At 62.5% G+C, this 19450-nt stretch carries 17 protein-coding genes and 1 pseudogene; 10 read left to right on the top strand and 8 right to left on the bottom strand.

Annotated elements, in window-relative coordinates; genetic code table 11:
- Positions 1 to 412: 412 nt before the first annotated feature.
- The 3 genes from fumC to NKJ76_RS12895 all read left to right on the top strand — a co-directional run bounded on the left by fumC (position 413) and on the right by NKJ76_RS12895 (position 3027).
- Positions 413 to 1810 (top strand): class II fumarate hydratase, encoded by a 1398-nt coding sequence (fumC, locus tag NKJ76_RS12905; RefSeq protein WP_352537575.1) that lies wholly within the window; start codon positions 413 to 415, stop codon positions 1808 to 1810.
- Positions 1811 to 2058: 248 nt separating this feature from the next.
- Positions 2059 to 2481: a DoxX family protein gene (locus tag NKJ76_RS12900; protein ID WP_023694684.1), complete on the top strand. Its 423-nt coding sequence runs from the start codon at positions 2059 to 2061 to the stop codon at positions 2479 to 2481.
- A gap of 138 nt (positions 2482 to 2619) precedes the next feature.
- Positions 2620 to 3027: a DoxX family protein gene (locus NKJ76_RS12895; protein WP_031244280.1), complete on the top strand. Its 408-nt coding sequence runs from the start codon at positions 2620 to 2622 to the stop codon at positions 3025 to 3027.
- Between the two features lie 258 nt (positions 3028 to 3285).
- Here the strand turns inward: NKJ76_RS12895 and ppx are convergent, their stop codons facing one another.
- A complete protein-coding gene (gene ppx / locus NKJ76_RS12890) occupies positions 3286 to 4818 on the bottom strand; it encodes an exopolyphosphatase (protein ID WP_023697723.1) in 1533 nt (510 codons plus the stop codon).
- Positions 4818 to 7010, bottom strand: a complete 2193-nt coding sequence (locus NKJ76_RS12885; RefSeq protein WP_023700662.1) for an RNA degradosome polyphosphate kinase — start codon at positions 7008 to 7010, stop codon at positions 4818 to 4820. Before NKJ76_RS12885 ends, ppx begins: the two co-directional genes overlap by 1 nt.
- 233 nt (positions 7011 to 7243) lie before the next feature.
- Here NKJ76_RS12885 and NKJ76_RS12880 point away from each other — a divergent pair, with 233 nt between their 5' ends.
- Both NKJ76_RS12880 and NKJ76_RS12875 read left to right on the top strand, forming a co-directional pair.
- Entirely contained in the window at positions 7244 to 7489 is a 246-nt protein-coding gene (locus tag NKJ76_RS12880; RefSeq protein WP_023705697.1) for a zinc-finger domain-containing protein, read from the top strand.
- A gap of 19 nt (positions 7490 to 7508) precedes the next feature.
- Entirely contained in the window at positions 7509 to 8720 is a 1212-nt protein-coding gene (locus NKJ76_RS12875; RefSeq protein ID WP_352537574.1) for an FAD-dependent monooxygenase, read from the top strand.
- Between the two features lie 111 nt (positions 8721 to 8831).
- Here the strand turns inward: NKJ76_RS12875 and NKJ76_RS12870 are convergent.
- The 5 genes and pseudogenes from NKJ76_RS12870 to NKJ76_RS12850 form a co-directional block, all read right to left on the bottom strand.
- Positions 8832 to 9460, bottom strand: a pseudogene (locus NKJ76_RS12870) (TIGR02117 family protein).
- A gap of 99 nt (positions 9461 to 9559) precedes the next feature.
- Entirely contained in the window at positions 9560 to 10363 is an 804-nt protein-coding gene (locus tag NKJ76_RS12865; RefSeq protein ID WP_023671483.1) for an amino acid ABC transporter ATP-binding protein, read from the bottom strand.
- 84 nt (positions 10364 to 10447) lie between these two features.
- A complete protein-coding gene (locus NKJ76_RS12860) occupies positions 10448 to 11605 on the bottom strand; it encodes an amino acid ABC transporter permease (RefSeq protein WP_023700666.1) in 1158 nt (385 codons plus the stop codon).
- A gap of 4 nt (positions 11606 to 11609) precedes the next feature.
- Entirely contained in the window at positions 11610 to 12797 is a 1188-nt protein-coding gene (locus NKJ76_RS12855; protein WP_023671481.1) for an amino acid ABC transporter permease, read from the bottom strand.
- Positions 12798 to 12859: 62 nt separating this feature from the next.
- A complete protein-coding gene (locus NKJ76_RS12850; protein WP_023671480.1) occupies positions 12860 to 13888 on the bottom strand; it encodes an amino acid ABC transporter substrate-binding protein in 1029 nt (342 codons plus the stop codon).
- Between the two features lie 458 nt (positions 13889 to 14346).
- Here NKJ76_RS12850 and NKJ76_RS12845 point away from each other — a divergent pair, with 458 nt between their 5' ends.
- The 5 genes from NKJ76_RS12845 (at position 14347) to NKJ76_RS12825 (ending at position 18564) form a co-directional block, all read left to right on the top strand.
- Positions 14347 to 15516, top strand: coding sequence for a cystathionine beta-lyase (locus NKJ76_RS12845; protein WP_023739195.1), 1170 nt, complete (start codon positions 14347 to 14349; stop codon positions 15514 to 15516).
- 225 nt (positions 15517 to 15741) lie between these two features.
- Positions 15742 to 16830: an HPP family protein gene (locus tag NKJ76_RS12840; protein ID WP_352537573.1), complete on the top strand. Its 1089-nt coding sequence runs from the start codon at positions 15742 to 15744 to the stop codon at positions 16828 to 16830.
- A 103-nt stretch (positions 16831 to 16933) separates the two neighbouring features.
- A complete protein-coding gene (locus NKJ76_RS12835; RefSeq protein ID WP_352537572.1) occupies positions 16934 to 17602 on the top strand; it encodes an RNA polymerase sigma factor in 669 nt (222 codons plus the stop codon).
- Between the two features lie 115 nt (positions 17603 to 17717).
- Positions 17718 to 18242: a DUF4142 domain-containing protein gene (locus tag NKJ76_RS12830; protein ID WP_352537571.1), complete on the top strand. Its 525-nt coding sequence runs from the start codon at positions 17718 to 17720 to the stop codon at positions 18240 to 18242.
- Positions 18243 to 18252: 10 nt separating this feature from the next.
- Positions 18253 to 18564 (top strand): cupredoxin domain-containing protein, encoded by a 312-nt coding sequence (locus tag NKJ76_RS12825; RefSeq protein ID WP_023705690.1) that lies wholly within the window; start codon positions 18253 to 18255, stop codon positions 18562 to 18564.
- On the opposite strand, the gene NKJ76_RS12820 is transcribed toward NKJ76_RS12825, so the two are convergent.
- Positions 18540 to 19424 (bottom strand): crotonase/enoyl-CoA hydratase family protein, encoded by an 885-nt coding sequence (locus tag NKJ76_RS12820; protein WP_023705689.1) that lies wholly within the window; start codon positions 19422 to 19424, stop codon positions 18540 to 18542. The genes NKJ76_RS12825 and NKJ76_RS12820 overlap by 25 nt on opposite strands.
- Positions 19425 to 19450: the final 26 nt, after the last annotated feature.

Below are 19450 nucleotides of genomic sequence, written 5' to 3'. Positions count from 1 at the left end.
AAGCTCGATCCGGATGCGATGCCGGATTTTGGTCGGGAAACTGAACAGAAGGACAAGTGCATAAGCTACCTCATCGCTGCTGTTGCCAGTGAGACGCCGGCACGGATGGTAGTTTGTGTGGCATCGTCGTTCGTGAGTAGACGAGAATTGCGCATTGCTGATCCTGGGGGAAGTTTGCGTAGAGCAATCCGCCAGCTCGACATGATCGAGCTAAATCCGCAAGTTTCCGTCCACTTTATGGGATCAAGCCGCACTGAGGAGCAATTTCCTTCACACGAAAGTGGAGGGTGCAGGATCCCGAAGGGCGGCGCTACTGCTTCAACCGATTTACTGCCTGCCGGCCGCAATCTCTGCTTGAAGGCCATTGTGCAACGCGATACGCCGTTGCCGAATTCGATCGTCGGAGAGACAAGTGACCGCTGCCAGGACCAGAACCGAAACCGACACGTTCGGCCCCATCGAGGTTGCCGCCGACCGTTACTGGGGCGCGCAGGCGCAGCGTTCCCTCGGCAATTTCAGGATAGGCTGGGAAAAGCAGCCGGCCTCGATCGTGCGTGCGCTCGGCATCGTCAAGCGAGCGGCGGCGGAAGCCAATATGGAGTTGAAGCGGCTCGATCCGGCAGTCGGCAAGGCGATCATCGAGGCGGCGCAAGAGGTGATCGACGGCAAGCTGAACGATCATTTCCCGCTGGTCGTCTGGCAGACCGGCTCGGGCACGCAGTCCAACATGAACGCCAACGAGGTGATCTCCAACCGGGCGATCGAACTTCTGGGCGGCGTCATGGGCTCGAAGAAGCCGGTGCACCCCAACGACCACGTCAATATGAGCCAGTCGTCGAACGACACCTACCCGACAGCCATGCACATCGCGTGCGCCGAGCGCATCGTGCACGATCTGCTGCCGGCGCTGAAGCATCTCCACGCTGCGCTCGAGGTCAAGACGAAGGCCTTCGCCCACATCATCAAGATCGGCCGCACCCATACGCAGGACGCGACACCCCTCACGCTGGGCCAGGAATTTTCCGGCTACGCCGCGCAGGTGGCCTCTTCGATCAAGCGCGTCGAGATGACGCTGCCCGGCCTGCAGGAACTGGCGCAGGGCGGCACCGCCGTCGGCACCGGCCTCAACGCGCCGGTCGGCTTTGCCGAAAAGGTGGCGGCGCGCATCGCCGAAATCACCGGCATCGCCTTCGTCACCGCGCCGAACAAGTTCGAGGCGCTCGCCGCGCACGATTCCATGGTGTTCTCGCATGGCGCCATCAACGCGGCGGCCGCCGCCCTCTTCAAGATCGCCAACGACATCCGCTTCCTCGGCTCCGGCCCGCGCTCGGGCCTCGGCGAACTGTCGCTGCCGGAAAACGAGCCGGGTTCCTCGATCATGCCGGGCAAGGTCAACCCGACCCAATGCGAGGCTCTGACGCAGGTCTGCGTGCAGGTGTTCGGCAACAACGCCTCGCTGACCTTCGCCGGCAGCCAGGGCCATTTCGAGCTCAACGTCTACAACCCGCTGATGGCCTACAACTTCCTGCAGTCGGTGCAGTTGTTGGCCGACGCCTCGATCTCCTTCACCGACAATTGCGTCATCGGCATCGAGGCTCGCGAAGACAACATCAAAGCCGCGCTCGACCGCTCGCTGATGCTGGTGACCGCGCTGGCGCCGACGATCGGGTACGACAATGCCGCCAAGATCGCCAAGACCGCGCACAAGAAGGGCACCACCTTGCGCGAGGAAGCACTGGCCACTGGGCTGGTCAGCGAGGCAGACTACGACCGGCTGGTGCGGCCGGAGGACATGACGCATCCGGGTTAAGCGATTCCAGGGAAAGTGCCTTCCTCGAACCGCGCAGCCCTTCCTCTTTGGAATTGCGTCAACTAGAAATCCAAATTTTGTGGCGGGACAATTTGCTCCCGCCGCTGCTGGCCGCGACAAGAATTTTGCGTCGGTCGAACGATCCCGAAATGTACGTCCTGTGAACAATGTGTCGCCGGACTGGCGGCTTTGGTGAACAGTCGGCTTGGTCTATCTGAAGGGACATCAACCCTTTTCGGAGAGCCACCATGTCCATCAACACTTCCGCTGCCGGCGCCGGCATCGCGTCCAACAGCTCCACCACCATCCTGCTCGGCCGCATCCTGCTCGCCGCCATCTTCCTGCTTTCCGGCTTCGGCAAGCTCACCGCCATTTCCGGCACCGCCGGCTATTTCGGCGCCATGGGCCTGCCGGTGCCGACCGTAACGGCCATTGTCGTCGGCCTGATCGAATTGCTCGGCGGCCTTGCCGTGCTCGTTGGCTTTCAGACCCGCATCGCCGCCTGGGTGCTCGCGGTTTTCACCATCGCCTCGGCCTTTGTCGCCCATACCGGCTGGGCCGACCAGAACCAGATGATCCATTTCCTGAAGAACGTCGCCATCACCGGCGGTTTCCTGCTGCTGGCTTCCTCGGGCCCTGGCGCCTACTCGATCGACGCCAAGCGCGGCTGAGCTTTCCCTCCCCAAGCCTGAAAAAAGCGGCGTGGAATTTTCCACGCCGCTTTTTCGTTGTCTGCCCAAGCGCACGCTCGTCCCATCCCTGCTAGGGTCGGTCTCGAAACAGCCGGCGGACAGACAACGGAGATGACCATGCCCCGCGATGCATTGCTTCTGATTTCCCGGCTGCTGCTCGCCGCCCTGCTCGTTCCCTCCGGCTACCACGCGCTCGCCGACATTGCCGGGACGACCGGCTATTTCGCCGGCCTCGGCATGCCATTGCCGACGCTTGCTGCCTGGGGCACCGGGCTGTTCGAGTTGATTGCCGGTCTCTTGGTACTGGTCGGCTTTCAGACGCCGGTCGTTGCGATACTTCTTGCCGCTTTCTGCGTCGTTGCAGGCTCCATCGGCCACTACGGCCAGGGCGGCGATGACCCGATGCTCACCTTCCTGCACCAGCAGATGCTGATGAAGGATATTGCTATCGCCGGTGGATTCCTGGCGCTAGCGATGGCCGGCGCCGGGGCCTGGTCGATCGACGGGCGCCGCGCCGCGGTCTGATATCGTCAAATATCGTCCCAGGTTGATTCCTCGCCGAGGCAGGTCGACCCCCACTGCGTCTCGGCTTCGCCGAGGCCACCTCTCCCCGATCGACGGGGTATAGGAAGGGCGCGAGCCTATTGCCGCCAACGCTTTCAACGAGGCTCCCTTCCTTTCCCTCCGGAGGGGGAAGGTGGCGGTGCGAAGCAGCGACGGATTGAGGAAGCCGGTCCTCGAACGCGAGACCGACGACGACATGGTTTTGGTGTCAGGCCGCGCCTACTTCACCGACACGCTCTGCCCACCCTCGACCGCCAGCACCAGCCGGCGGTTGGTGATCCGCGCCAGTTGCGCCAGCCGTCCGGCCGGGCGTTCGCCGTAAAGATCGGAAAGTGAGGCCGGCAGCACCAGCGCCAACGTGCCATTGCCGCGGTTTTCCCATTTCAGCCGCGGCATGACGCCGGGCATGGCCGCAGTCAGCAGATAGACGACGCGCAGCACCGCCGCCAGGATGCGGGCGCGCTCGAGATAGCGCGGCGTCGCCAGGCCGCGGATTTCCGGCGCCGCATCGTTGAACACGCCTTCGTGGCGGAACAGGCCGACCAGCGCCAGGAAGGCACGGCCGGGGTGATCGACGCCAATGAAGGAGGCGTGGGCAATGATGTTGAGCGACTGCTTGCCGCGATATTCCGGGTGTGCGCGCCAGCCTATATCGGCCAGCAGACAGGCAGCGTGGCGATAGCGCGCCTCATCCTCCGTCTCGTCGATGCCGAAGGCGGCAAAGGTCTTGTCCGTCCATTCGACAAGCTCATGCGCATGGGTGACCGAGCGCGACCGCAGCCGCGCCAGTTCCTCCGAAGCGGAGACCAGCGGATCGGCCTTCTGCTCGGCAGGGTCGAGCAGCGAATAGAGAAACCCTTCGCGCACGCCCAATGCCGAGACGATGATCTTCGACGGCTGCATCGCCGCCATGATCTCCTGTAGCACGACCGCGCCATAGGGCAGCAGCGAACGGCGGTTCTTCGACACACCTTCGATGCCCTTGACCTTCTCGATCTCGCCTTTCGCCACCTGCTTCAGGAAATTGGCGGCGCTTTCGACACCGATCTCATAGTGGTGCATGACGCCAAGCGGGTAGTTGGTCATTTCCATGTGCAGCCGGGCAAGGTTTCGCCAGGTGCCGCCAACGGCGTAAAAGGGCCGTCCCAGCCCGCCCTTCAACAATTTGGCGCGCGCCAGTTCGTCGCGGGTGATCTTTGCCGCCTGGGCGAGCGAATTCCTGGCCATGTCCTGCAGCCGCAGGCCACCCAGCGGCAGCGTGATGCCGTCGCCGATCGCCTCGCCATTGATGTCGATAAGCTCCAGGCTGCCGCCGCCAAGATCGCCGGCAATGCCATTGGCGGGGTGGAAGCCCGAAATGACGCCAAGCGCCGAATAATGCGCCTCCTGCCGGCCAGTGAGCACGCGGATCTCGGTCTTGAGCACATCCTGGGCGCGGTGGATGAAATCGGGGCCGTTGATCGCTTCGCGGGCCGCGGCCGTTGCCAGCACAAACATGTGCTCCGCACCCGCCTGGTCGGAGAGCGCGCGGAAACGGCGGAACTCCTCCATCGAGCGCGTCACCGCCTCGGGGTCGAGCTTGCCGGTCGAAACGATGCCGCGGCCGAGGCCGGCCAGCATCTTTTCGTTGAACAGCAAGGTCGGCGAGCGCGCCAATCCTTCATAGACGACAAGGCGGATCGAGTTCGAGCCGATGTCGATGATGGACAGCGGCCGGCGATCCTGCAGCCGGCCTTGGGACGTTGAAATCATCAGCCGGTGTTCTTCTTGCGACGCTTGAACTGCGCGATGCGCTTGGGCGCATGCGACTTCAGCGCGTCACCCCGTCCCGACAGGCTCGGATTGGTCATGAAATATTCCTGCGCGTTGAACGGTTCCTCACCCTCCTCCAGCACGACGCGCCGGGAGGTTCCGTCAGCCAATACGTCGAAACTTTGCTGGTTGTCCATGATGTTGCCCAGCATGATCTGGCCAAGGATCTGTTCATGCACCGTTGGATTGGTGATCGGCACCATGGTCTCGACGCGGCGGTCGAGATTACGTGGCATCAAGTCGGCCGAGGCGATGTAGACGATCGCCTCGTCCGACGGCAGGCCATGGCCGTTGCCGAAGCAATAGATGCGGCTGTGTTCGAGGAAGCGGCCGACGATCGACTTGACCCTGATGTTTTCCGACAGGCCGGGCACCTGCGGCCGCAGGCAGCAGATGCCGCGCACGACGAGATCGATCTCGACGCCGGCACGGCTGGCGTCATAGAGCGCGTCGATGATGTTGGGATCGACGAGCGCGTTCATCTTCATCCAGATGCGCGCCGGACGGCCAGCCAGCGCGTAGGCGACCTCGTCGGCAATGTGCTTGAGGATACGGCTGCGCAGCGTAAACGGCGAGATGGCGATCCGCATCTCATCGGTCGGCTCGGCATAGCCGGTGATGAAGTTGAACAGCTGGGCGACATCGCGCGCGATCGTCGGATCGGTGGTGAAGAAGGACAGGTCGGTGTAGATGCGCGCGGTCACCGGATGGTAGTTGCCGGTGCCGAGATGGACATAGTTGCGCAGCTTGCCGTCCTCGCGCCGCACTACTAGCGACATTTTCGCATGGGTTTTGAGTTCGAGGAAGCCGAACACGACCTGGACGCCGGCGCGTTCGAGGTCGCGCGCCCAGCGGATGTTGGCTTCCTCGTCGAAGCGCGCCTTGAGCTCGACCAGGGCGGTTACCGACTTGCCGGCCTCGGCCGCGTCGACCAAGGCGCGCACGATCGGGCTGTCGTTGGAGGTGCGGTAAAGCGTCTGCTTGATCGCCACCACCTCCGGGTCGGCCATCGCCTGGCGCAGGAATTGGACCACCACGTCAAAGGATTCATAGGGGTGGTGGACGACGATGTCCTTCTCGCGAATGGCCGCGAAACAGTCGCCGCCATGCTCGCGGATGCGCTCGGGAAAGCGTGGATTGTAGGGGGTGAACTTCAGGTCGTCGCGCGGCACGGCGACGATCTCGGAAATCTGGCTGAGCGCCAGCGGGCCGGTCAGAACGCTGATGCGGCTCGAAGAGACGCCAAGCTCGCCGGCGACGAACTCGCGCAATTCGCCGGGCATCGACTTGTCGAATTCGATGCGGATGACCGAACCGCGGCGGCGGCGCTTCAGCGCCGTCTCGAACAGGCGCACGAGATCTTCCGACTCTTCCTCGACCTCGATATCGCTGTCCCGGATGATGCGGAAGGTGCCTGAACCCTTGACCTCATAGCCGGGGAACAGCTTGCCGATATAGAGGCCGACAGCCTCCTCCAGTGGAATGAAGCGAACGTGCTGCTTGCGGTCGGGCAGACGGATGAAGCGCTTCAGCGCCACCGGCAGGCGCAGAAGCGCGCTCATCTCCTCGCCATTCTTGCGATGGCGCAATTGCAGCGCCATCGAGAAGCCGAGATTGGGAATGAACGGAAACGGATGCGCCGGGTCGATCGACAGTGGAGTCAGGACCGGGAAGACCTGGTCCTGGAAATGGTCTTCCAGCCAGACTTTCTCATCCTTGGTTAGTGCATCGCGGGTGATGCTCTCTATGCCTTCCTTGTTGAGCAGCAGCATCAGCGCTGAAAGGCTGTTCTGCTGGTCCTCCTGCAGCCGCTCGACCTCGCGCAGCAATTGTTCCAGCTGCTGCTCCGGCGTGCGGCCGTCGGGGCTCTTGAGCGCAATGCCTTCGCGCACCTGGCCGGCAAGGCCGGCGACGCGGACCATGAAGAATTCATCGAGATTGGCGGCCGAAATCGACAGGAAACGGACGCGTTCGAGCAGCGGATGGTGCTCGTTCTGTGATTCCTCGAGCACACGCCGGTTGAACTGCAGCCAGGAGAACTCACGGTTGACGAACCGATCGGGGTTGCCGCCCTCGGGGCTCGCCACCTCGACATTGATGAATTCGCTCTGCACCGGCTTCAGTTCGTTCATGGTTCCTGCTCTTCCCCGCCAACCGTCCCTTGGAGCGCCGCTGGACGTGCCATGCCTCTAACACGCTTTTTTGACGCATGGCCCTTCGGCGAAAACCATTCCGATTTCAGGGACATGCACTTAACCGGCTCAACGTATCCTCTGACAGGCTTTTGCGACAGTTTCATTTCATCGATCTTGCAAACAGGCCTGTTATGTTCCAGATGCTTTTCGACGAGATCAAGGAGACGACGATGGCAGGCGGTTCCATTCCCCATTTCCAGAACGATGCGGGCCATCCGGCAATCGACATCGGCGTCAAGGAATTCATGTGCACCGGCGCCAACCCGCCCTTCGACCACCCACACGTGTTCCTCGACATGGGCGACGACAATGAAAAGGTCTGCCCCTATTGCTCGACGCTCTACCGCTATTCGGCGAAGCTGAGGGCGACGGAAACGCTGCCGGCCGGTTGCCTTTATATCGACCAGGCCGCCTGATCCTTCCGCGACAAGCCCGATGGAAGACATCAGGTCCCGGCAGGTCATAATCGCCGGGGCCGGCATCGCCGGGCTGACCGCCGCCCTTGCCTTCGCCGGACGGGGTTATCCGGTAAAGCTTATCGAACAGGCACAGCACCTAGAAGCGGCCGGCGCCGGCATCCAGCTTTCGCCCAACGCAACACGCATTCTTCGAAAACTCGGCGCGCTCGACCGGCTGTTGCCGGCAGCGTTGCGGCCGGAAGCGGTCGTGCTCAAGGACGCCCGGACGCTGCGCGAACTGGCGCGGGTACCGCTCGGGCACGCCGCCGAAGCGCGCTGGCAGGCGCCCTATCTTGTCGCCCATCGCGCAGATGTGCAGGCAGCGCTGTTGGCGCAAATGGCTGAACGGCCGCAGATTGAGCTCATCACCGGCGCCCGCGTGACCGGCATCGTCAAAGACGCGCAATATGTCGCCGTGACCGCCGAAGTGGACGGCCGCGAGATCGAGGCACGCGGCAAACTGCTGGTCGGCGCCGACGGCGTCTGGTCGGCGGTCAGGGCGCAACTCGCAGGCGAGGACTTCGTCAAAAGCCGTTTTTCGGGCGAACTCGCCTGGCGAGTCACGATCGCGGCCGAGAGCGCCGCCGGCGAAGCCTTTGTCGCGATCGGCGCCGCCGACTGCGTCACCACGTTCCTGCATCCAGGCTTCCACATGGTCGCCTACCCCGTCAGCAAAGGCCGGGCCTTCAATCTCGCCGCCTTCACCAAGGGTGAGCGCATGGCCGAAGGTTGGTCGGGCCATGCCGATCCTGCGATCCTCACGGCTGCCCTGCGCGGCACCGCGCCGGGCCTGACGAAGCTTGTGGCACTGGCCGGTCCATGGACGGCCTTTCCGATCCACACCGTCGAACAACAGCGGTGGACGAGCCCGCAGGGCATCGCGCTGATCGGCGACGCCGCGCATGCGATGACGCCGTTTGCCGCACAGGGCGCGGCAATGGCGATCGAGGATGCGGTGACACTAGCCGGATTTGTTGCCGCGGCGCCTGCTGGTCTCAGGGGGGCGCTTGCGGCGTGGGAACAGGAACGGCGTCCGCGTGTGGCTAAGGTTGCCCGCCGTGGCGCTGTCAACCGGCTCGCCTGGCACGCTTCGGGGCCGGTGGCGATGGCCCGCAACCTGTTCCTGACAATGCGCTCGTCCGAAAAGCTCGCCGCCGACCTGGACTGGCTCTATGGCTGGCAGGCGTAAGGAAAGCAGATCCGAGACGATCCAGTTCGTCGATGTAGCGATCCTTCGCACCCCCCTCTGCCGCGCCGACTTCAAAAGATCCAACACTGTCGGGGTGCGGCGTAGGGGCTGCTAATTATACAGCCGCATTGAAAATCGCAGCGAGGCCGGCAGCGGGTTCCACCAGCCGGTGCGCAGGCCGGCGGTGCGCAGGCCGGCGGCTGTCCAGGTGTTGCAGCCGACAAGCGCGTTGAAATGGCCGTTCGCCTCGAAGAAGCGGTCGAAGCTGGAATGGGCGGCGTTCTCGATGACGACCGGACCATGCGGCCCTTGCTGGAAACTCGCGTCGATATAGTCGAGCAGCGCTGCAAAATGCTCCTCATCGAAACCGGTGACAGCAGGGTGCGGCTCGGCGATGGTCCCGGCGATATCGACATGCATGACCGAGGCGTCCAGTGTCAGCGCCTTGAGGACGGGCACTGCCTTCAGCTGCGACCAGCTCGGCGTCGCCAGATAGAAGGCCCGGCCGCCCCAGCCAAAGACGATGTAGCGCACTTCTGGGGCGTCGACAGCCGGCGCACCTCGTCATCGACGGGAATGGCGATGTCGGTGTGGATCGGATTCTCCAGCACCAGAATATGGCGCGTGCCCTCACCCGCTGCTGACGCCGGCCACAGCGGACGCGGCACCAGCGTGCCGAGCGTGGCAGCGAGCGCGACCACGATAATCAGCATGGCCACGAAACGCAGGGCTTTTCTCATGCGGCGGCGGCTTTGTGTTTCAATGGAGAAGATCGACCCCAGATAGCAAAAGAGCCCGGCCGCATTGCGGCCGGGCTCTTTTGGTTCGCATGAAAATGCTCAGTGCAGGATCTGCGACAGAAACAGCTTCGTGCGCTCGTGGCGCGGATGGTCGAAGAACTCGGCCGGCGTGTTCTGTTCGACGATCTGGCCCTGATCCATGAAGATCACCCGGTTGGCGACTTTGCGGGCAAAGCCCATTTCGTGGGTGACGCACAGCATGGTCATGCCTTCCTCGGCCAGGCCCACCATCGTCTCCAGCACTTCCTTGATCATTTCTGGATCGAGCGCCGAGGTCGGCTCATCGAACAGCATGATGCGCGGGTTCATGCACAGCGAACGCGCGATCGCCACGCGCTGCTGCTGGCCGCCCGACAGCTGGCCCGGATATTTGTTGGCCTGTTCGGGGATCTTGACGCGCTTGAGGAAGTGCATCGCGATTTCCTCGGCCTGCTTCTTCGGCGTCTTGCGCACCCAGATCGGTGCCAATGTGCAGTTCTCCAGGATGGTCAGATGCGGGAACAGGTTGAAGTGCTGGAACACCATGCCGACCTCGCGGCGCACCTCGTCGATCTTCTTGAGATCGTTGGTGAGTTCCTTGCCGTCGACGATGATCTTGCCCTTCTGGTGCTCTTCCAGCCGGTTGATGCAGCGGATCATGGTCGATTTGCCCGAGCCCGAAGGACCGCAGATGACAATGCGCTCGCCGCGCATCACCTTGAGGTTGATGTCCTTCAGGACATGGAACTCGCCATACCATTTGTGCATGCCGATGATGTCGATTGCGACATCGGTGGTCGAGATGTGCATCTTCTTGGCATCGACCTTGATCTCTTCGGCGCTGACCGCGTTTTCTATGACCATGGCAGGTTCCCCTTTTTGTTCTGTCTTTTAGCTATCATGCATGTCGTTGTCCCAAAACCGCTAAACACTTTTGGGCGACATGCATCAACGTTTGTGGCCGGTGTCGAGCCGGCGTTCCGTGTACATCGAATAGCGCGACATGCCGAAGCAGAACAGCCAGAAGACGAAGGCTGCAAAGATGAGACCGGATCTCGCGGTCTGTGGCGTCGCCCAATTGGCGTCCGAGAAGTTCTGCTTGACGACGCCAAGCAGGTCAAACATCGAGATGATGATGACGAGGCTTGTGTCCTTGAACATACCGATGAAGGTATTGACGATGCCGGGGATGACCAGCTTCAGTGCCTGCGGCAGCACGATCAGCACCATCTTCTGCCAGTAGCCCAGGCCAAGCGAATCCGCACCCTCATACTGGCCCTTGGGGATCGCCTGCAGGCCGCCGCGCACCACTTCGGCCATATAGGCGGCGGCAAACAGCGAGACGCCGATCAGCGCCCTGAGATATTTGTCGAACGAAACCCCGGCGGGCAGAAACAGCGGCAGCATGACGCTGGCAAAGAACAGAACGGTGATCAGCGGGATGCCGCGAACGAACTCGATGAAGACCACGCACAGTGTCTTGACGATCGGCATCTTGGAGCGCCGGCCGAGCGCCAGCACGATGCCCATCGGCAGCGACACGGCAATGCCGACAAAGGACAGGCTCAGCGTCACCAGCAGCCCGCCCCATAGCTGGGTCTCCACATGCGGCAGGCCGAAGATGCCGCCGACCAGGAGCACGAACGCGATGATCGGCAGTGCCAGGAATAGAAGAATGGCGTTCAACCCCTTCCGCGGCACGCGTGGCATCAGCAACGGCACCAGCAGCGCCACGAACAGGACGGCGACCAGGATCGGCCGCCAGCGCTCTTCCAGGGGATAGCGGCCAAGCATCAACTGGCCGAACTTCGCGTTGACGAAGGCCCAGCAGGCGCCTGACCAGCCGTCCGGCTGGATGCCGCCTTGCGCCACCGTGGCGCATACAGTCCGGTCCGGCCCCGTCCACTGGGCGTTGATGAAGGCCCAGTTGACGACGGGCGGCACGATCATCACCACCAGCGCAATAGCCACTACAGTCAGGATGACGTCGCCCACCGAACCGATCAGGTTCTTGCGAACCCAGGCCAAAGGCCCCCGCACGCCGGCCGGGGCTTGTTGAGCGAGTGCCATTTCGGTCCGCACCCAGGAGGTATCATGTTCCTGCATGGTCTTACCTCTCCACCAGCGCCATCCTGGCGTTGACCACATTCATCACCGCCGACGTCACCAGGCTGATGATGAGATAGACGACCATCATGATCAGCACACCCTCGACCGCTTGACCGGTCTGATTCAGCACTGTGCCGGCGATCGCCGTCAGGTCGGGGTAACCGATGGCAATGGCCAGCGACGAGTTCTTTGTCAGGTTGAGATACTGGCTGGTCAGCGGCGGGATGACGATCCGCATGGCTTGGGGAACGACGACAAGCCGCAGGATAGATCCCGGCCGCAGCCCCAAGGCGCCAGCCGCTTCGGTCTGACCCTTGCTGACGCCGAGAATGCCGGCGCGCACGATCTCGGCGATGAAGGAGGCCGTGTAACAGGACAGCGCCAAATAGAGAGACAGGAACTCCGGCCCGATCTGAAAGCCTCCGGTCAGGTTGAAGGTCGATTGTTTTGGAAAGTCGAAGCTCAAGGGAAAGCCGCTCAGCGCATAGGCCAGGAGCGGAAGGCCGACGATCAGCGCCGCCGAAGTCCAGAATACGGGAAACTGCTGGCCGGTTGCCATTTGCCGCTGGCGTGCCGTGCGCGCGACAAAAAAAGCCATGGCGATGCCGACAAGCAAGGCGACAAACATCAGCCAGGAGCCGTCGCCCCAGATAGCGCGCGGAAAATAGAAACCGCGTTGGTTGAGGAAAGAGCCGAACGGCAAATTGAAACTGTCGCGAGGCGCCGGCAGTACCGCGAGCACGCCTGAATACCAGAAGAAGATCACCAGCAGCGGCGGGATGTTGCGGAACACCTCGACATAGACCGTGCAAATCTTGCGAACCAGCCAGTTGCGCGATAACCGGCCGACGCCGACAATGAAGCCAATGATGGTCGCGGTGATAATGCCGGCAACGGCGACGATAATGGTGTTGATAAGCCCGACGACAATGGCCTGGCCATAGGTCGAATCGGAATCATAAGCGATGGGCCTGACTGGAATGTCAAAGCCTGCTCGGTTGTTCAGGAAGCCAAAACCGGAAGTAATATGCAGGCGCTGCAGGTTGACGATGACGTTGTGGACGATCCACCAGACGCCCGCCACCAGCAAGATGACAACCACCGCCTGGAAGAAAAACCCGCGGACTTTCGGATCGTTGATGAAGGAACCGCGGCTCGGCTCCTCGCGAAGAACTTCCTGCGACGCCATTGCTCATCCCCTGGAAAGAGAAACCGGAAGGCAGATGATCTGCCTTCCGGATCACATTTCGATCAGCGGATCGGCGGTGCGTATTGCAGGCCGCCCTTGGTCCACAGCGCATTGATGCCTCGCGCGATCTTCAGCGGGCTGCCGGTGCCGACATTGCGCTCGAACATCTCACCGTAATTGCCGACTGCCTTGACGATGTTGACGACCCAGTCATTGCTCACGCCAAGGTCGGTTCCGATCTTGGTTTCGGCTTCCTGACCGAGCACGCGCTTGATCTCCGGATTATCCGAGGTCTTCATCTCTTCGACATTGGCCTGGGTGATGCCCAGTTCCTCTGCCTGCAACAGGGCGAAGTAGGTCCACTTGACGATGTGGTACCACTGGTCGTCCCCCTGGCGTACGGCGGGGCCGAGCGGCTCTTTGGAGATGATCTCGGGCAGCACGACATGGTCGGCCGGCGCACTCAGCGTCAGGCGGATGCCATAGAGGCCGGATTGGTCGGTGGTGTAGACGTCGCAGCGGCCGGCGTCATAGGCAGCGTTGACCTCTTCCAGCTTTTCGAAGACGACCGGGTTGTACTCCATCTTGTTCGCCTTGAAGTAATCGGCGAGGTTGAGCTCGGTGGTGGTGCCGCTCTGCACGCAGACTGCCGCACCTGAAAGCTGCAGCGCCGAATTGACGCCAGGCAGTTTCTTGGCGTTGATCATGAAACCCTGGCCGTCATAATAGGTGACGCCGATGAAGTTCAGGCCAAGCGCGGTATCGCGATTGATGGTCCATGTGGTGTTGCGCGACAGGAGATCGATCTCGCCCGACTGCAACGCGGTGAAGCGCTCCTTGGCGCTGAGCGGCGTGAACTTGACCTTGGAGGCATCGCCGAAGACTGCACCAGCGACAGCGCGGCAGAAATCCGCGTCGATGCCTTTCCAATCGCCTTTGTCGTCAGGCGCCGAGAAGCCGGCCAGGCCCGTCGAGACACCGCACTGGATGAAGCCCTTCGCCTTGACGGTATCGAGCGTTGTCGCCGACGCGGCCGAAGCCATCCATCCAAGCGCAGCGGCACCGAGAATGCCAATTGCAATATGTTTCATAACCCACAGACCCTTTTCTGTTTTCAGGTAAACCCTGATCCTCAGGCAAATCCTGATCTTTTCCCGCGTGAACCCGGCTCCCATCCGGCTCATTCCGGAACCTCGCGTCGTAACCGACGCCCGGCCCCTCCCATTCACGAACTGCATCGAAGGCGATTATCTCTGTGAGGTCAAGGGAAATGACCGTTTCACGACAGCTTTGAAAACCAATTGCCGCAAATGCCTGAATTGCGGACAACAGCATCAGGAAAGCAGCAAGCCCCGCAAATAAAACCGGCAAAGTCCGTCGACGCTAATCCACATCCACTCATGAAATCCGCGGCTCTGGATCGCCACGCATTCCAGACTATTCATGGGGGAATTGGCCTATGCAAAGGGCACCGCCTGGCGGGCGCCCGCTGTTGCACGGCCAATGCCGCCGCTCTATGGCTAGCGCTTTCACCACGAGGCGAAGAGCAATGGCGACTGACGGCAACGAAATGGGTATCAACACGCGGCTTGCCCATTCGGGCAACAATCCGCACGACTATTTCGGCTTCGTCAATCCGCCGATCGTGCATGCCTCGACCGTGCTCTATCCCAATGCGTCGGCGATGGCGGCGCGCAGCCAGAAATACACCTATGGCACACGCGGCACGCCGACCACCGATGCGTTGGCGCATGCGATCGACGCGCTGGAAGGCTCCGCCGGCACCATAATCGTGCCGTCGGGCCTGGCGGCGGTGACCGTCCCGTTGCTGGCGTTTCTCTCGGCAGGCGATCACATCCTGATTGTCGATTCCGTCTACCATCCGACCCGCAATTTCGCCGACACGATGCTGAAGCGGCTGGGTGTCGAGGTCGAGTATTACGATCCGCATGCCGGCGCCGGCATCGCCAGCTTGATCAAGCCGAACACCAAAGTCGTGTTTACGGAATCACCGGCCTCCAACACCTTCGAGGTGCAGGACGTTCCGGCGATCGCCAAGGCGGCGCATGAAACGGGCGCCATCGTCATGATGGACAACACCTGGGCAACGCCGCTCTATTTCCGTCCGCTCGACCACGGCGTCGATATCTCGATCCATGCGGCGACGAAATATCCGGCCGGGCATTCGGATGTGCTGCTGGGCACAGTGTCTGCCAATGCCAACTGCTGGAAGCAGCTTTGCGAGACGTTCTACACGATGGGCTGCTGCGCCGGCCCCGACGACGTCTACCAAGTCCTGCGCGGCCTGCGCACGATGGGCGTTCGGCTGGATCACCATCAAAAGAGCGCGCTTGCCATTGCCGTCTGGCTTGAAGGCCAGCCCGGCGTGGCGCGCGTGCTGCACCCGGCGCTCCCCAGCCACCCCGACCACGCGGTGTGGAAGCGTGATTTTTTCGGCTCGAGCGGCATCTTTTCCATTGTGCTCAAAGGCGGCGGCCAGAGACAGCAGCACGCTTTCCTCGATGCGTTGAAAATCTTCGGTCTCGGCTATTCCTGGGGCGGCTATGAGAGCCTTGCCGTGCCAGTCTTCCTCGGCGACCGTACCGTCGCCAAGGGCCCCTATGACGGCCCGCTGATCCGGCTGCAGATCGGGCTCGAGGATGTCGAGGACCTCAAGGCCGATATCCTGCGCGGGCTGGAAGCGGCCGCTGCGGCATGACACCAGCAAACTTGCGAAGCTGATTCCGCTAGCCCGCTTAACCGTTGAAAGGATTGGCGAGCGACTTTCGTAGGACGATCGACGTCGCAAAGCCGCTCATGGGTAGACCAAGCGCAATGTTATTTCCCCAACGCGCGCTTTTTCGGATCGGTTTGACTTTCAAAATCGTCGGCCCAACGCCATTGCAGGCGCTGCGCGCACAATTCCAGCCGGACTGAGCTTGCCATGGCCTTTCGTCTCTTTGTCCCCATTCTCGCCGGCGCGACGCTGCGCGAGCGCCTCATCGCCTGCATCGGGGCGATGATCGGCATTGCGCTGACCGGCGCGATCGGCGCGCTGGTGCTTGGCAATGGCCCGCATGTGCCGCTGCTGGTGGCGCCGATGGGGGCGTCGGCGGTGCTGCTGTTCGCGGTGCCTGCAAGCCCGCTGGCGCAGCCATGGTCGATCATCGGCGGCAATACAATATCGGCGCTGGTCGGCGTGATCGTGGCCCATTTCGTCCATCAGCCCGTTCTCGCCACGGGCATTGCCGTGGCGATGGCGATCGCCGCCATGTCGTTCTCGCGCTGCCTGCATCCGCCGGGCGGAGCCGCCGCACTGACCGCCGTGCTCGGCGGGCCGGCCGTGATCGGTGCCGGCTTCCTGTTTCCGTTCGTGCCGGTGGCGCTGAACTCCATGATGCTGGTCGCGCTCGGCTATGCTTTCCACAGGCTGTCGCGACGCAGCTACCCGCATGTGCCGGCCCCTGCCCCGAAAAGCACGCACGGAACCAGCGATCCGCCGGCTCAGGAGCGCATCGGCTTCCGGGCCGAGGACATCGATGCCGCGCTGGCTGCGCTCGACGAGACCTTCGACATCGACCGCAACGATCTCGAACAGCTGCTGCGACAGGTCGAACTGCAAGCGACGATGCGCGCACACCGAACCATGTTGTGCGAGGACATCATGTCGCGCGACGTGATTTCGGTCGATGAACACGCGTCCGCCGATCGGGCGCGTCATCTGCTGCTCGACCACAATATCCGCACGCTGCCGGTTGTCGACAAGGACGCCAGGCTGGTCGGCACCGTTGGATTGAGGGAATTGGCGCGAGCCGACGAAGCCGTCGGAAGCGTTACGTCGACAGCGTCGACCGCCGCCGCCGGTACGCCCGCCATGGCCCTGCTACCGGTGCTCACCGACGGCCGCACCCATGCAGTCATCATCGTGGACGGGGACAGCCGCATCCTTGGCCTGATCACGCAGACCGATCTGCTTGCGGCAACGGCACGAGCGCAGGATGCTGACAAGCCGCTGGCGGAAGCAGTATTCTAGGCGCCGTCGGAGCCGGGCGAAAATGGCCGGGAACCTTTTGCCGGCGATGTCATCCAATGTCTTGATCGAGGTTTCGAGCGGGGATTGGATCGAGGAACTGGCCATGCCTGCTATGTCTCTACCAATGCCCACTGCTGCCTCAAGCGAGATGCTTCTCGTGCGCCGCGCGCTGGCACGCGAAGGCAACGCCTTCCGCATCATCATGAAGACCCATAATCAGCGGCTCTATCGCATCGCTCGCGGGGTGGTGCGCAACGATGCTGAAGCCGAGGACATCGTCCAGGAGGCCTATGTCAGAGCCTTTGCCCATCTCGATGCCTTTCGCGGGGAGTCCTCATTGGCCACCTGGCTGTCGCGCATCGTCATCAACGAGGCGCTCGGTCGTATGCGCAAAAGGCGGCGGACGGTGGCGAAAAACCCGCAAGCCGAAATCATCCAGTTCCCCCTCAATCCCAGCGACGATCCGGAGCGGACGATGGCGCAGCGGCAGATCCTCGAGTTGGTGGAACGGGCGACCGACAGCCTACCCGATGTTTATCGGACGGTGTTCGTGGCGCGGGTTATCGAGGGGCTCAGTATCGAGGAGACCGCCGAGCTGCTTGGCGTGCGGCCGGAAACCGTCAAGACAAGGCTACACCGCGCCCGCGCCCTGGTACGCAAGGCACTCGACGACCAGATCGGGCCGGTGCTGCTCGACGCCTTCCCGTTTGCCGGCCGGCGCTGCGACAGGCTGACCAGCGCCGTCATGCAGCGGCTCGGCCTGGAGAGCTGATCATCGGCTGATTTGGCCGATTTCCCCGGGAACGTTTGCCGCCGCTGCGCATCCAATGACCGTCAACTGAAAAACACGGCCCGGCGCGATCCCGCGTCCAGGCGAAGGAGATGCCATGCTTACCCGACACACCGCCGCCCTCGCTGCCTTGCTGCTGCTTGGCGCTGCCCCGCTCACGCAAGCCGCCGACAAGCCGACGGACCCGCAGATCGCCCACATCGCCTACACGGCAGGCGTCATCGATGTGGAAGCCGCCAAGCAGGCGATCAAGAAATCGAAGACCAAGGAGGTCGTGGATTTCGCCAACGACATGGTGCGCGACCACGAAGCGGTCAACGCGCAGGCACTGGAACTGGTAAAGAAGCTGAAGGTGACGCCGGAAGACAACGCAACCAGCCAGGCGCTGACCAAGGCTGCGGCCGAGGAGCGGGCGAAGCTCGCCAAACTCGACGGCGCAGCCTTTGACAAAGCCTATGTCGACAACGAGATCGCCTACCACAAACAGGTCGACGGCGCGCTTGAAACCCTTTTGATCCCATCGGCCAGTAATACCGAGTTGAAGAGCCTGCTGGAGACCGGCCTGAAGATTTTCCAGGGCCATGAACAGCACGCCGAGCATGTTGCAGGTATGCTGAAGTAAGGACCAGGCCATGTCGAAACGGCAGCTGTGGATTGCACTGGCGCTGGTCTTCGGGACCTCACCCGTGCAGGCCGAAACCATCCAGGTCACCATCGACAAACTTGTCTTTTCGCCGGCCACCGTCGACGCGAAGGTCGGCGACACGATCAAGTGGGTGAACAAGGACGTGTTCGCACATACGGCTACCGTCAAGGGTGGCTGGGAAGTGATGATCCCGCCGAAGACAACAGCGAGCCTGCCCCTGCGGAAGGCGGAAGCGGTCGAATATTTCTGCCGCTTCCACCCCAACATGAAAGGTCATCTGGCCGTGACGGCGCCTTGATCCCGGTCCGCAAGCCCGTCCTGCTGCGTTGAGGCTCGCCTGGCTTCATCCGGCCGGGTGATGTGTGTCCACGAGCCGTCACAGCCCGGCTGGCGGCGTGCGATCCAGGCATCCAGCCCTTCGCGCAGATCAGCGGTCGGAGCCATGCGGGCGAACTGCTCGGCCTCGACAGCCAAGCCTTCCGCGATGCTCTGGTTCAGGCCCCGCGCCACTGCTGTGAGGATCGAGGCAATTGCTGCAGGAGAATGTCTGGTCATGCGCCGGGCGAGATCAATTGCGGCGGGCATCAGCTCCTCATGCGGCACCACCTGGTTGACGAGGCCGAGTTCGACGGCGCGCGGCGGCGGGAACCAATCGCCGGTCAACAGCAGCTCGAGCGCCCGCTTGCGCCCTGCCAGTCTCGGAAGCCGCTGCGTGCCGCCGAAAGCGGGCGGCATTGCAAGGTTGATCTCAGGCTTGGCGAACAAGGCGCGGTCGCTGGCGATAGCGAGCGGCACGGCTTCGGTGATCTCGCAGCCGCCGCCGAAGGCGATGCCGTTGACGGCGGCGATGACGGGCTTGCGGAATGCCTCCAGCCTTGCGGTCAGGCGCTGTCCGCGCATGACGAAGTCGCGCAGGGCAACGTCGACGCCGATGTCCACGCTGCCTGAGAATTCATGGATGTCGCCGCCGGCGGAGAAGGCGCGCTCTCCTGCTCCAGTGAGGATGACGGCGCGGATGGCATCGTCGGTCTCGGCGGCATCGAGGAGCGCAAGCAGGCGATCAATCAGCGCATAGTTCAAGGCGTTGAGCTTTTCCGGCCGATTAAGTGTGAGGATGGCGATCCCGTTGCGGGCCTCGGTGAGCACAAGCTCGGTCATGTCTTCTCCTTCCCTGTGTTTGTCGA

The organism is Mesorhizobium sp. M0029 (genome assembly GCF_040323735.1).
Taxonomy (GTDB): domain Bacteria; phylum Pseudomonadota; class Alphaproteobacteria; order Rhizobiales; family Rhizobiaceae; genus Mesorhizobium.
Note: the sequence above shows the minus strand (reverse complement) of the source record. Positions and strands in the feature narration are given on the sequence as shown.

What these genes read in the sequence shown, in the direction of transcription:
- NKJ76_RS12895 (WP_031244280.1), top strand. Translation starts at nt 2,620, where the DNA reads ATGCCCCGCGATGCATTGCTTCTGATTTCCCGGCTGCTGCTCGCCGCC.
- NKJ76_RS12820 (WP_023705689.1), bottom strand. Translation starts at nt 19,424, where the DNA reads ATGACCGAGCTTGTGCTCACCGAGGCCCGCAACGGGATCGCCATCCTC.
- NKJ76_RS12885 (WP_023700662.1), bottom strand. Translation starts at nt 7,010, where the DNA reads ATGAACGAACTGAAGCCGGTGCAGAGCGAATTCATCAATGTCGAGGTG.
- NKJ76_RS12825 (WP_023705690.1), top strand. Translation starts at nt 18,253, where the DNA reads ATGTCGAAACGGCAGCTGTGGATTGCACTGGCGCTGGTCTTCGGGACC.
- NKJ76_RS12900 (WP_023694684.1), top strand. Translation starts at nt 2,059, where the DNA reads ATGTCCATCAACACTTCCGCTGCCGGCGCCGGCATCGCGTCCAACAGC.
- NKJ76_RS12855 (WP_023671481.1), bottom strand. Translation starts at nt 12,797, where the DNA reads ATGGCGTCGCAGGAAGTTCTTCGCGAGGAGCCGAGCCGCGGTTCCTTC.
- NKJ76_RS12875 (WP_352537574.1), top strand. Translation starts at nt 7,509, where the DNA reads ATGGAAGACATCAGGTCCCGGCAGGTCATAATCGCCGGGGCCGGCATC.
- NKJ76_RS12865 (WP_023671483.1), bottom strand. Translation starts at nt 10,363, where the DNA reads ATGGTCATAGAAAACGCGGTCAGCGCCGAAGAGATCAAGGTCGATGCC.
- ppx (WP_023697723.1), bottom strand. Translation starts at nt 4,818, where the DNA reads ATGATTTCAACGTCCCAAGGCCGGCTGCAGGATCGCCGGCCGCTGTCC.
- NKJ76_RS12850 (WP_023671480.1), bottom strand. Translation starts at nt 13,888, where the DNA reads ATGAAACATATTGCAATTGGCATTCTCGGTGCCGCTGCGCTTGGATGG.
- NKJ76_RS12845 (WP_023739195.1), top strand. Translation starts at nt 14,347, where the DNA reads ATGGCGACTGACGGCAACGAAATGGGTATCAACACGCGGCTTGCCCAT.
- NKJ76_RS12880 (WP_023705697.1), top strand. Translation starts at nt 7,244, where the DNA reads ATGGCAGGCGGTTCCATTCCCCATTTCCAGAACGATGCGGGCCATCCG.
- NKJ76_RS12840 (WP_352537573.1), top strand. Translation starts at nt 15,742, where the DNA reads ATGGCCTTTCGTCTCTTTGTCCCCATTCTCGCCGGCGCGACGCTGCGC.
- NKJ76_RS12860 (WP_023700666.1), bottom strand. Translation starts at nt 11,605, where the DNA reads ATGCAGGAACATGATACCTCCTGGGTGCGGACCGAAATGGCACTCGCT.
- NKJ76_RS12835 (WP_352537572.1), top strand. Translation starts at nt 16,934, where the DNA reads ATGCCTGCTATGTCTCTACCAATGCCCACTGCTGCCTCAAGCGAGATG.
- NKJ76_RS12830 (WP_352537571.1), top strand. Translation starts at nt 17,718, where the DNA reads ATGCTTACCCGACACACCGCCGCCCTCGCTGCCTTGCTGCTGCTTGGC.